Genomic DNA, 13164 nt, shown 5'->3' on the forward strand with positions numbered 1-13164 from the left:
ATAGAATTTCGTTGCCCGAAATAATTATTTACCTTCTATTTTAATTAATTTTCCGGTATATAGGCTATTACCAACTTTTAATTTATAATAATAAATACCCTCAGGATTGGAATTTAGATTTATTGAAATTTGATTATAACCTTTTTCTTCTGAAAATTGTTTGGAGAAAATAATTTTACCCGTAATATCAAAAATGTAAAGACAAATATTTGTGTTATTTGTTAAATTGTATGAAATAATAGTCGATTCTGAAAATGGATTTGGGAATACTGATATATTTGAGTTTATAATATCTGATTCGAAAATGGAAGTATTTTCTTTTTTCATTATGTCAACAATAACCCCTTCAATAACTGTTAAATTGTAAGGAATTTCCTGGGGTAATAAATACCAGCTATTATAACTTCCACCCCAACCAAAATTCAAATGATAGTAATTATCTGTATTATATCCGTCAACAACTACATTGTGTCCGCTGGTCCATGTTGGATTTACTATTGCCAGATGTGCAGGAAGTGTATCTTTCATGTTTTGCATTAATCTGTCATATAAATCCAGGTTTGTAGTGTCAAGAAGTGAAGCTGTGGTGCAATTAAAACGCATATATGCTTCATATGCCTGATTTACTCCAAATGTGCCGGATCCGGCAGAGGTGTATACCTGAGTTGCTGCTATGCCACAGGCAAATGTAAGTGCAGCTTTGTCCTCGTTTGTTGGCAAAATGTTATTTAAATAATGCTGTTCTAAAGTATCCAGATATACATTTAGTTCCGGAAAAGATGGAAAATCTCTGGCTAAATAATCATTGTCAATCCAGTATTGGCGACCAGCATAATTATGATAGTAATCGTCAAAATCATTAAATTGTGTGTTATTTGTTGTAGCATGAAAGTTTAAAATTTGTGCCATTGCTGTAGATGGACAACCTGCAATACTTCTTACATTTGTTACTGGATCCATCGGACAAAAGTCACTATAAGGAGCATTTTGAGTCCAGTTTGTTTTTAACCAGCCATCGCCAACATCAGGCCATTGCTGTAATGTTTCATCTGGTAGTAGCTTGTAATTTTCATTTAATAATTCTTCCCATTTACTATTATTTCTTACAATATTTGATTGTGAAAAGTATTTATTTCTATTTGTTAAATCTGAAATTATTATTGAGAATAAAGGATTACTTTCATTTAATTCACCAAAATTACTTTCAAATGAATAAGCAATAATTGGAGGTAAATCAGTATTTGCACTAACTACAATATAGCCTTTGGGATTTAAATTTACAACAAATGCAATAATGCTATTTGTTTTTATTTCAACACAATTATTTACATAAATAATGTCTGCTTTTTTAAGTTCAATTAATTTGTTATTTGAAACTGATATAACTTCATTATAAGTAATTTGTCTTGCAAATATTGATGAAGTATTTAATAGTGCTATTATTGTAACAAATAGTAATAAAGTTATTCTATTTTTCATGTTTTTGAAAATTAAAATTAAATAATTACATGATATCCTAAAGTTATGATTGCATCTGCAGGTTCTTTTGTTATAGTAGCATTAGGATCTCGTCTTATAGCATTCATGTCATCCTCATAGTTCTGTGATCTGACAGGCATTATTAAACCAAAGCTTAAATAGTTTTTTAATTTTTTAGATCTTAATTCAAACCCAACTCCAAAAGATGGACCATAATAGGTTTCAGTTATATTTTTATCACCTGTAATAACTATCATTGCATTATAACCATACATCCCGCAAAAGGTCGGACAAAACATACGACTAGGTAAAAAACGTATCAAACCTCCTAAATTTACGCCCATATTTAAACTATTATAACCAAAACCAATAAATATTGATAAATGCTTTGTAGATAAAGATGTTACTCTTAAACCAAAACCACCATAATCGAGACCAATTCCGGTGCCGGCACTGAAAAGAGGATATTTTACAATAAATGTTTTTTTATCTTTTTTATAATCTTCTTCAGACTTCTGAACTTTTTCTTTTTGCAAATCTTTATTTCTTACTGTATCTTTATTATCTATATAAAAATCATACTGGTCATAATTCATTATATATACATTGGTGTCGTTGTTAATCTGATATTCAATATATTTTCGATTGTCTTTAATAATATTACATTTTACAGTATCTTTTTTATTGTTATAAATTATTAAATCCTGTGATTTTATGTTTAAGGTTAATAATAATAATGTGCAAATAGTAGTAATCTTAATTATATTTATCATATCTGATTTATAGTTTTTAGTTTTCAACTTTAAAAAACATTTTATAATAATGCATTCCAGTAGCATCATCATAACCTTTTTCAATTAATTCTTTATTTCCATGAATGTAAATATGGAAATTCTTATCAAGCTTAATTACGCTTTTAAATATTCTTTGTTGTTTTTTTAATGCTTGTGATGAAATCTCAAATTCATCTGATATAGGAACATCAAAATCATCAGAAAATTCGCGGCGGTAATTATTAAAAGATGCTATAACCTTTGGATCTTCAATCACTTCATCTGTAAAGTTATCCATGCTGAATTTTTCATTGTTCTGAAAGAACTTTACGGATTTATTTAATAAATCAGCCTGATCGGCTCTGCTTACCTGGAAATCTTCGGGTAATTTATCAATAACAAAATTCTTACATAATGTTAATATATTATTTGTATTATAAAAATTGTCAGATCTTGGTTTAACATTTAAGAAGTCATCTTTCCAGTATTGTGCATCGTTACCTTTACTAAGGTTGTCAACTATTGAAACCAAAAAACCTTTTTCTTTCTCTTTGTTAATAATTAAACATCCTTTATCAAGTTTATTAATGTTTATTCCATTTTCAAGGTTTATGTTAAAATTATCTTTTAACTGAGAAATTTTTAAAAAAGTATCCTTATTTTCTGACTTAAATAAACCAATAACATTAGTTGATTCACCTTCAATAATTGCACCTTCAAAATACACAACATAAAATTCGCCTTCTTTTACTTTAGGATGAGTTGATTGTTCGTATAAATGTTTTGCAATGTTTTTACTTTGTTCTACTAGACTATCGGGATTATCAAAAATCTCAGACGCAAAAGAAAAAATTTCATTTAATTTTAAATCACTTTCGTGATTCAGATTAAAGAATTCCTCGGATTTAAAAGCTGAAATGAAATATCTTTTAAGAATTTCTCTTAATTCCTCATTTAAGTCTAACTCAGTTTTAGAAATATGTACTCCTTCATTTGCTGTTTTGTTGCCTACTTTATGAAGCATTAAACTTTTAATTGAAGCTGATTGTAGTCCAAACATTTTTAATTATAATTTATTTTTACAAATATATAATATTTATATTGATGTAAGGTTTAAAGACCTGACAATAAAAAAACTTGATAAAGAGAAAAAATCTTTTAACTTTTATATGTTAAAAACTAATTATTACGTTTTATACATCGCATGTCTATTCCTATATCTTTGTTAAAAATCAATTTTTGTGAAACGCTGGCTTTTTATTTTATTTTTACCAGGTATACTTAGTTCATTTTCAGGATTCAGAATGGAAGAAAATTTTCCTGTTGAACCTGTTGATGATACAAAGATTCCATTCCGGATTTATTCACAGAAATCTGAAGCCTGGGCAGATTCTGTTTTGTCCACTTTAACTTTAGATGAAAAAATAGGACAGCTTTTCATGGTTTCCGCACATCCAGAGAAAGATAAAAAACATTATGCAGAAGTTGAAGAACTTGTATCAAAATACAAAGTAGGTGGTATAATATTTTTTAAATCATCAAATCCATTGAAATTGGCAAAAATGTCGAATGACTTGCAGGCAATTACTTCTGTGCCTTTGTTAATGAGTATTGATGGAGAATGGGGTTTGTCGATGCGTGTTGATTCTACAATGAGATTCCCGTTGCAAATGCAGCTTGGGGCAATTAAGGATAATGATTTGATTTACCAGATGGGAAAAGCAATAGGACGACAGATGAAAAGAATGGGTATCCAAATTAATTTTGCTCCTGTGCTTGATGTTAATAATAATCCGTTAAACCCGGTAATTAACATGCGATCATTTGGTGATAATAAAAAAATGGTTGTAGAAAAGTCATATGAATATATGCGTGGCCAGCAGGAAATGCATGTTCTTGCAGTAGGAAAGCATTTTCCCGGACACGGTGATACAAAAACTGATTCTCATAGTGATTTACCATATATTGGATTTACACGGAAACGTTTGGATAGTTTGGAATTGTATTCCTTCAGACAGCTTATTAACAGAGGAATAGGGGGAATGATGGTAGCGCATTTAGAGGTGCCTGCTTTAAATCCTAATAGTAAATATCCTACAAGTCTCTCACCTGTAATAGTTAATGATTTGTTAAGGAATACAATGAAGTTTCAGGGATTAATTTTCACTGATGGTTTAAATATGAAAGGTATTACAAAGTATTTTAAACCAGGTGAAGCTGCTTTAAAAGCATTGCTGGCTGGAAATGATATTTTGCTTTGTCCTGAAGAAGTCCCAATGGGAATTCGTCTTATTAAAGAAGCTATTGAAGATGAAATTATTTGTGAGCAGGATATTGATGCACATGTAAAAAGAATACTTCAGGTAAAACAGTGGGCTGGTCTGGATCATTGTCAGTATGTTGATACAGCAAATTTAATGAAGGACTTATTTACTCCTGAAGATGTGTTAATAAACAGAAGACTTACAGAAAATTCATTGACTATTGTTAAAAATGAAAAAAAAATCATTCCATTTAACAGATTAGATACTTTAAAGATTGCCTCAGTATTCTTTGGAAAAACTGAAAAAGGTATATTTCAGGAGAGTTTAAGTCTTTATGCGAAAATAACTCAGTTTAATGTTGAAAAAGATTTAAGTACTGCAGAATTGAAACAGTTAAAGGATACTCTTAAAAATTTTAATCTTGTAATTGTTTCTTTAAAACAAACCAACAGATACTCATTCCGAACTTTTAATTTTACTGATCAAAGTATTGATTTTATCTCAAACCTTGCTGATTCAAATAATGTTGTTTTAAACCTTTTTGCAAGTCCTTACAGTATTTCACGAATTAATAACATTAAGAAAATAAAAGCAATTCTTATTGGATATGACGATACTCGTTATCCTGCTGAGATTGCACCACAGGTTTTATTTGGTGGAATTTCTGCAAAGGGACATTTACCGGTTAATATTTCTGCCGATTTTCCATATGGATTTGGTATTGAAACAGACAAACAGGTTCGTTTAAAATATTCAATTCCTGAGGATATAGGGATTGAAAGTAAAAAACTTTTACCAATTGATTCTATAGTTAATGATGCAATTGCAAAGCATGCTACTCCTGGTTGTCAGGTTCTTATTGCAAAAGATGGTGTAGTTATTTATAATAAATCATTTGGGTACTTTACTTATGATAAAACATATCCTGTAAATAATAATGATTTGTACGATCTAGCATCAATGACAAAAACATTATCAACAACACTTGTTTTAATGAATTTATTTGATGCTAAAAAATTTGATTATAATAAAAATCTGGGGTATTATCTTCCTAAGCTAAAAGGCACTGATAAGGAAAATCTGTTAATCAAAGATATACTTACGCATCAGGCTGAATTGGTACCATGGATTCCTTTTTATCCGGGGTTAATAACTAATGAAGTAAAAAGAAATACTTATTTTTCATTTTTACCTGACAAGAAAAAATTATTGCAAGTTGCTGATAGTATGTATGTAATGAATTCTTATAAAGATTCTATATATAAACAGATTTTTAAATCAAAATTACTGCCTGTTAAAGAGTATAAATATTCTGATCTGGGTTTTTATTTGATGCATTCTGTTACAGAAGCAATAACTCATAAATCACTGGATTTTATTTCTGATAGCATTATTTATAAAAGAATTGGTGCTGTAACAATGGGTTATAATCCTTTAAAAAGATATAATAAATTGCAGATTGTACCAACTGAAAATGATACTGTTTTTAGAAAACAAACTGTCTGGGGTTTTGTTCACGATCAGGGAGCGGCACTTATGGGCGGAGTTGCAGGTCATGCAGGATTGTTTTCTAATTCAAATGATGTTGCTAAAATATGCCAGATGTTGTTATGGGAAGGAGAGTATGGTGGTGTTAAATATTATGAACATTCTACGGTAAACGATTTTACTTCATGTCAGTTTTGTCCAAAGAATAGGAGAGGGTTAGGATTTGATAAACCTGAACCTGATAAATCTAAAGATTCACCAGTATCAAAACCTGTTTCATTAAAAACATACGGACATCAAGGCTTTACAGGTACTTGTTTTTGGGTTGATCCTGAGAGTAATTTAATTTATATTTTTCTTTCAAATCGTGTTTATCCTGATGCAGAAAACAAAAAATTAAATAATCTTGGAGTTCGCAACAAAGTGCTGGATGTTGTATATGAGGCAATGGAGAAATAAAAAAAGAGACTAGCAAATTAAAGCCAGTCCCTTTTAACCTAAAATCAACAACTAGTATTTTTCAGTATCGTATTTAGTTTCTCTTTCTTTTGCTTTACTTTTCCAATCAGGAATTACTGTATTAATAAAAGTATTTTTATCTGCAACCAATTTTGGAATATCTAAACCAATGTACTTCTGTGCTTTTTCTTTTGTTGAAATATCAGGATATTCAACTTTTGTTACACCGTGCGTAAATAATACTTTTGAAAGTATAAGTCTTGCTTCCTGTCCCATCTCAATTCCGTTTGAAATAATTCTTGCAGTTTCCAATGGTGCATGAAATGAACTTCCGTTTCCTGCAGCTGCGAAATCCCATCTCCATTGCGATTTTCTTATAAGTTTAATTGCAGGATCCATTTCTTCTTTTGTAGCACCAGCTTCCCATGCTACTTTAGCTTCAATATGAGCTTTAACAAGTAGATTTTCAAGCATTATTTTAATTTCTTGTATCTTATTTTGTCTGTCTGTAACATTTTTCACATATTCTTTTGCTTCGTGTCCGGAATGACATACACCACATGTATTTTCAATTTTATTTAATGGGCTCTGAATATGATGATCGGTAATTGCTTTTCCATCAACTGTAGTACCAGGCATATGACAATCTGCGCAAGTAACACCACGCTCGAAATGAATACTTGTTGTGTATAATTCATAATCCGGATGTTGAGCCTTTAAAATAGGTGTTTTACTTAAAGCATGAGTGTAATCTGTAAAGTTATTTTCATCATAATATTTTTCAATATCCTCAACTGTCATACCTTTATCCCAAGGAAATGTAACACGTTTATTATCTCCCTTAAAATAATATTCAACATGACATTGAGCGCATACTAATGATCGCATTTCATCTTTTGTTGCTTTTGTAATATCTTTTCCTTGTCGCTGGTAGGCTTCAATTAGTGTATGCCTTGTTATTCTTAAATTCATAGTTACTGGTTCGTGGCAATCAGAGCAACCTATTGGATTTACGATTTCTGAACCTAATGCACTCCATTTTTTTGTATAAAAATCGTCAATTCCTTTTTCATTCATTACTCTTGGTACGTCGGGACTTTTACAAACCCAACACGAACCATGTTGTGGACCCTCTGTTTCATTTTTAGGTGCACCGGTTCTAAGTGTGTTTCTTACATCTTCAACTGCGTAAAAGTGACCGCGTGGCTGACAGTACTCTTTTGAAAATGCATATCCTGCCCAAAGTATTACCATATTTGGATCTTTTTCTAGCATGTCTGTTTTTGCACTACCATTATGCAAACTCTTAAATGTAGTGTCTTTAGTTTCTAAAAATGAACTATATTCTAAAGGCCATCTTTTGCCCCATACTTCATTTCTGGGTTCCCATTGCCATAAATCTTTAACAAATGCTGATAAAAATAATATTACTATAACTACAATTAATGTTGTTGTTACAACCCGCATCTTAAGCAATACCTTGATTTTTGATTTAATCCTTTTCATATAATTTAATTTTAATTAATAATAATGGTAAATAAATACTAGAATACCGCAAATATAAAACTTCAATTACAAATTGTAAAATATATTTAGATGTTATAAAGCAGAAATATTAAGAGTGAAATGCTTTAGTCCAGTTTGAGATTTTTTCTTCTAACTCTTTACTTGCAGGAACTATAGGAAGTCTTAGATGATTTTCAATTAAACCTTGTAAAGTAAGAGCAGATTTAATTCCAACAGGACTGCCTTCAGCAAATATTAATCTTGAGAATTCTAAAAGTTTATAATGAAGAGTTTTTGCTTCATTGAATTTACCTTCAATTGCAAGTTTTACCATTTTTGAGAATTCTTTTGGGAAAGAATTTGCAACTACTGAGATTACACCACTACAACCAACAGAAATTAGTGGAAGAGTGATTCCATCGTCGCCTGAAATAACCTCGAAATGTGCAGGTTTTTTCTCTATGATTCCCATTATTTGCTCAATGTTACCAGAAGCTTCTTTGATTGCAATTATATTTTTAAATGAGTTTGCCAGTTTTAATGTTGTTGCAGCAGTCATATTAACACCTGTTCTGCCAGGAACATTGTACAAAATAATTGGTAGTGGACAATTATTGGCAATTGCACTGAAGTGTTCAAAAAGTCCTTGTTGGTTTGGTTTGTTATAATACGGTGTTACGGAAAGTATTGCATCAATTCCTGTTAAGTCAGCTTTTTTAATATTGTCAATTGCAGCTTGAGTGTCAGATCCACCAGCACCAAGAACTATAGGAACATGGCCAGCATTTTTTTCTACAATAAATTTTGTGATAGTATTTTTTTCAATTGCTGAAAGTGTAGGATTTTCAGCTGTAGTACCTAATACTACAAGATATTCAACACCACCATTTATTACATGATTTACTAATTTTTCTAATGAAATATAATCTACGCTTTTATCAGATTTAAAAGGTGTTACTAATGCAACTCCTGTTCCTGTAAAACTTTTCATAATTATTTATTGGTTAATTATAGATAGATAATGTTTTATTTGTTCGCAAAGAAAGTCAGCAGTTGGATTAGTGCTTATATCAATCATTAAATCATAATAATTAGGATTAGTAGTATATGGTCCTATTTTAAATTCTGCTTTAGACATTGCGTTAATATATTCTAATTGAAAATTTTCTCCCTGATGTAGGTCTATTAAAATATCAATTTTTTCATTAATAAAATCGTTTATGTTATGATTACTTGGTATACCTTGCCAGTTAGTATCCTTTATTGTAAAGAAATTAAATCCGGTATAGTAAGAATAAAAATTCATAACTTCTTTACTGTCAGCAAAGCCTAAACCATAAATTCTTATTTTGCGTTCTGTTAGGAATTTAGCAAAAGTACGTGCCGATTCATAATTTGTATGGTCAGTTGCATCGAAAATTATTCCTACACTGCGTGCTGTGTTAAAGTTGTGAAAGAATTTATTTCTCTCATGAGTTTTAAGGCTGGTTTTTAGTTTAGACCTGCCAATTTTATGCTTTATTTGATCTAATGCTTTCACGACGCAAGTTACATAAATACTTAATTCTATAAAATTTTCTTAACAAGAATTAAGAACAAATGGTTGTTTATAGTTGCTTGACAAATGTAATCTTCAAATTATCACTATTCTAAATATTTCTAGCAATTAATTTAATAATATTTAGAAAGCATAAAAAGCATATTATCTTTATTGCGGACACGCGATTTGAAATTTAATTTTAAATCGTAAAATATGTCAAATAAGAAAAAAAGTAAAAAGCAAATTGTAAAAAAAATGAAAACCAAAAAAAGTATCTTTTGGTTGGTTTTTAATAAGCTTTTTAAATTTATTCAAATAATAATAATAGTTTATGAATTTGCAAAGCTGTGTTATCAGTTATTTTTGTTGTTAGGTAATTAGTTACAGAATATTTTTGAAATTAATAATCTTTTAAATTATAGTGCTTTCTTAAAACACCTTTTTCTCTTATGTTGAATATGTTCGTAGTTTTTCCAATTAGAAATTGCGTTAATATTCGTCTCAAATATACCTGTAGTTTCAATATATTTCATGCCTTTGCTAAGCATTTGCTTTTGAATTTCAGCCATTAAAATAACACCAGCCCCCGTAGCAAGAACTTCTTTCTTAACTCCGGTTAGCAATTGATCCATTACATCTATTCCTTTTCTGGCTTTAAGAATATGCAAAAATCCAAATGGGAAAAGTTTTCCGTTTGCTTTTTGCATTGCTTCAGATAGACTTGGTAATCCAATTATAAAGCCAACCATTTCGCCTTTAAGTCTGAGCATTTTTACAAATTCAGGATTTAGAATTTTAATATATTTTTCTTTATAAAATGCCATCATTTTAGGTGAGAATGGAGAAACAAAAGGTAAATCGCTAAAAGCATCATTTAGAATTGAAAAAATTTCATTAGAATGTGGAAGTAATTCATCCATGGTTTTAAATTGAACCACTTCAATTCCGAAACGTTTCATAATTAATCCTGCACCACGGTTAGCTTTGTCAACAGGAGCATCCGTTAATGTCAATCTGAATTCTACCCAGTCAATTTCTTTTAAGTAACCAAGTTTTTCTAAATGTTCTAAATAATAAGGCATGTGATAAACTGAAGCAATAGAAGGTATGTGGTCAAAACCTTCAACTAACATTCCTTGTAAATCAAGATTGTTAAAGCCTAGCGGACCCATAACCTGAGTCATTCCTTGTTCTTTAAGCCATTTTTCAGCTTTTTCAGTTAAAGCTTTTACAACCTCATGATCGTTGATGAATTCCAAACGGGTATAACGGCCGTTTTTTTCGCCTGTTTTTTCGTTAAATGTTTGGTTAATAATAGCACCAATTCTTCCAACAATTTTATTGTCTTTATAAGCAAGCCAGAATTTAGCTTTGCAATTTTCAAAAGCAGGATTTGTTTCTGGCATTAAGCTTTTAACTTCATCCTTGATTATTGATGGAACCCAGTATTTATTGCCTTTATATAATTCGAATGGAAATTTTACAAATTTCTTTAAGTCGTCTTTGGTTATAGCTTCACGAATTTCTATTGACATAATTTAATATTTAGGATTTACGATATTCGATTTAGGATTTATATTTGAATATTGTTAATTATTATCGTTCTGTTACTTGTTATTTAGATTTTATTTCGTTACAAAATGTTACATTAAGTGATAAAGTCTTTTACTTTGCCTACCTTCCTTCGACTCCCCTTCGACAAGTTCAGCGCAGGCTCCTCAGGATGACAGTAGGCCGCTGGTTCTGAATTATAGAATGCTCTTTTTATTAACCATTAACTTTATAACTTATTAACTAATTTTCAATCCATGCTTTTACTTCTTCAATTTTTGGGTTTGGAAGTTCGAGTTTTAGTTTTTTATTTAATCCGCACATTTCCTGGTGTAATTTGTTAGGATTAGCATTTTTTAGTTGTTCAATAGTGTTATAACCGGCTTTTTGAATAACACTAACCCATGCTTCAGGAATTCCCAATGCTGTATATTTATCATTATCATCTTTTGCAGCTTTCTTTTCTGGTCGCATTTGTGGGAAAAACAAAACATCCTGAATAGATGCAGAGTTTGTCATAATCATTGAAAGCCTATCAATACCTATTCCCAAACCTGCTGTTGGTGGCATTCCAAATTCTAGAGCACGTAAAAAGTCTTCGTCTAAAACCATAGCTTCATCGTCGCCACGTTTCCCTAATTCTAATTGTCCTTCAAAGCGCTGACGCTGGTCAATAGGGTCGTTTAGTTCAGAGAAAGCATTGCAGATTTCTTTACTGTTACAAATTGCTTCAAAACGTTCAACCAAACCTTCGGTTGTTCTGTGTTTTTTAGCAAGAGGAGACATTTCAATAGGATAATCCATAATGAAAGTTGGCTGAATTAATTTGGCTTCACAAGTGTCGCCAAAAATAGAATCAATAAGTTTTCCTTTACCCATTGTTTCGTCAATACCTACTTTAAGTTTTAATGCAGTTTCTCTAAGTTCTGCTTCGTTCATATTAGAGATGTCAATGCCAGTAAACTCCTGAATTGCACTGTACATTGTATATCGTTTCCATGGACGTTTAAAATCTATAACATTATCCCCAACTTGTATCTGTGTGGTTCCATTAACAGCAAGAGCAACTTTTTCAACCATTTCTTCCACAAGATCCATCATCCAGTAGTAATCTTTGTAAGCCACATAAAGCTCCATTTGAGTGAACTCTGGATTATGAAAACGGTCCATTCCTTCGTTTCTGAAATCTTTTGAAAATTCATATACACCATCAAAGCCACCAACCACAAGTCTTTTTAAATAAAGCTCGTTAGCAATTCTCATGTATAATGTTTGATCGAGTGCATTGTGATGTGTTTTAAACGGACGTGCAGCTGCACCACCATATAAAGGTTGTAAAATAGGTGTTTCAACTTCTAAGTAACCTTTTTCATTAAGAAAATTGCGCATGGTGTTAACAACCTTGGTGCGTTTTATAAAAGTCTCTTTAACGTTTGGATTTACAATTAAATCAAGAGATCTGTTTCTATATCTTTGTTCAGGATCTGTAAATGCATCAAAAAGCTGACCGTCTTTTTCTTTTACAATAGGGAGTGGACGAAGCGATTTGCTTAATATTTTAATATCATTAACATGAATTGAAATCTCACCCATTTTTGTAGTGAATACATAACCGGTAACGCCAATAATATCGCCAATATCAACAAGTCTTTTAAAAACTGTATTATATAAAGTTTTGTCTTCACCGGTGCATATACTGTCACGATTTAAATAAAGCTGTATTCTTCCTTTTTCATCTTGTAATTCAGCAAAAGAAGCGCTTCCCATTATTCTGCGACTCATTACTCTACCTGCAATAGAAACAGATTGGAAATTTTTACTTTCCTCGCTGTAAAAAGCAAGTATTTCAGATGTTGTAACGTTAACTTCAAATTTTTCTGCTGGGTATGCTTCTATTCCAAGTTTTTGTAATTCTTCAAGTGCTTGTCTGCGCACTAATTCCTGTTCACTTAATTCTATCAGACTCATATGGTTTTTTATTTATTGCAAAGATAATTATTTGAAATTAATTCTGATTAGTGATTTGTCAATTCAATTTATCTGTTTTAATCACATGGAATATAGCATGTTGAATTTTTTATGAGTATTTTTCTTTTTCGTTTTG

At 30.7% G+C, this 13164-nt stretch carries 9 protein-coding genes; 1 reads left to right on the forward strand and 8 read right to left on the reverse strand.

Annotation, left to right across the window (positions count from 1 at the left end; all coding sequences use genetic code 11):
* Positions 1-24: 24 nt before the first annotated feature.
* Genes HY951_02225 through HY951_02235 form a run of 3 tightly spaced genes read right to left on the reverse strand, consistent with a single transcriptional unit; the run spans position 25 to position 3312 of the window.
* Positions 25-1479: a C10 family peptidase gene (locus tag HY951_02225; protein MBI5538845.1), complete on the reverse strand. Its 1455-nt coding sequence runs from the start codon at positions 1477-1479 to the stop codon at positions 25-27.
* A gap of 17 nt (positions 1480-1496) precedes the next feature.
* Positions 1497-2252 carry a hypothetical protein gene (locus tag HY951_02230; protein MBI5538846.1) on the reverse strand — a complete coding sequence of 252 codons (756 nt, stop codon included), beginning with the start codon at positions 2250-2252 and terminating at the stop codon, positions 1497-1499.
* Between the two features lie 16 nt (positions 2253-2268).
* The gene (locus tag HY951_02235; GenBank protein ID MBI5538847.1) at positions 2269-3312 is read right to left on the reverse strand and encodes a nucleoid-associated protein; all 1044 of its coding nucleotides are present in this window, start codon (positions 3310-3312) and stop codon (positions 2269-2271) included.
* A gap of 181 nt (positions 3313-3493) precedes the next feature.
* Here HY951_02235 and HY951_02240 point away from each other — a divergent pair, with 181 nt between their 5' ends.
* Positions 3494-6463, forward strand: coding sequence for a serine hydrolase (locus HY951_02240; GenBank protein MBI5538848.1), 2970 nt, complete (start codon positions 3494-3496; stop codon positions 6461-6463).
* A 51-nt stretch (positions 6464-6514) separates the two neighbouring features.
* Here HY951_02240 and nrfA read toward each other — a convergent pair whose 3' ends face one another.
* The 5 genes from nrfA to lysS form a co-directional block, all read right to left on the reverse strand.
* A complete protein-coding gene (nrfA, locus tag HY951_02245) occupies positions 6515-7930 on the reverse strand; it encodes an ammonia-forming cytochrome c nitrite reductase (GenBank protein ID MBI5538849.1) in 1416 nt (471 codons plus the stop codon).
* A 148-nt stretch (positions 7931-8078) separates the two neighbouring features.
* Positions 8079-8960 (reverse strand): 4-hydroxy-tetrahydrodipicolinate synthase, encoded by an 882-nt coding sequence (locus tag HY951_02250; GenBank protein MBI5538850.1) that lies wholly within the window; start codon positions 8958-8960, stop codon positions 8079-8081.
* Positions 8961-8966: 6 nt separating this feature from the next.
* The gene (locus tag HY951_02255; GenBank protein MBI5538851.1) at positions 8967-9509 is read right to left on the reverse strand and encodes a hypothetical protein; all 543 of its coding nucleotides are present in this window, start codon (positions 9507-9509) and stop codon (positions 8967-8969) included.
* A gap of 416 nt (positions 9510-9925) precedes the next feature.
* A complete protein-coding gene (locus HY951_02260) occupies positions 9926-11044 on the reverse strand; it encodes a hypothetical protein (protein ID MBI5538852.1) in 1119 nt (372 codons plus the stop codon).
* Between the two features lie 259 nt (positions 11045-11303).
* Positions 11304-13028, reverse strand: coding sequence for a lysine--tRNA ligase (gene lysS, locus HY951_02265; protein MBI5538853.1), 1725 nt, complete (start codon positions 13026-13028; stop codon positions 11304-11306).
* Between the last annotated feature and the right edge of the window lie 136 nt (positions 13029-13164).

This window comes from Bacteroidia bacterium (assembly GCA_016218155.1).
In the GTDB taxonomy this organism is placed as follows: domain Bacteria; phylum Bacteroidota; class Bacteroidia; order Bacteroidales; family GWA2-32-17; genus GWA2-32-17.

Coding starts and splice junctions, on each gene's coding strand:
- HY951_02225 (MBI5538845.1), bottom strand. CDS start 1,479: ATGAAAAATAGAATAACTTTATTACTATTTGTTACAATAATAGCACTA.
- HY951_02230 (MBI5538846.1), bottom strand. CDS start 2,252: ATGATAAATATAATTAAGATTACTACTATTTGCACATTATTATTATTA.
- HY951_02235 (MBI5538847.1), bottom strand. CDS start 3,312: ATGTTTGGACTACAATCAGCTTCAATTAAAAGTTTAATGCTTCATAAA.
- nrfA (MBI5538849.1), bottom strand. CDS start 7,930: ATGCGGGTTGTAACAACAACATTAATTGTAGTTATAGTAATATTATTT.
- HY951_02250 (MBI5538850.1), bottom strand. CDS start 8,960: ATGAAAAGTTTTACAGGAACAGGAGTTGCATTAGTAACACCTTTTAAA.
- HY951_02260 (MBI5538852.1), bottom strand. CDS start 11,044: ATGTCAATAGAAATTCGTGAAGCTATAACCAAAGACGACTTAAAGAAA.
- lysS (MBI5538853.1), bottom strand. CDS start 13,028: ATGAGTCTGATAGAATTAAGTGAACAGGAATTAGTGCGCAGACAAGCA.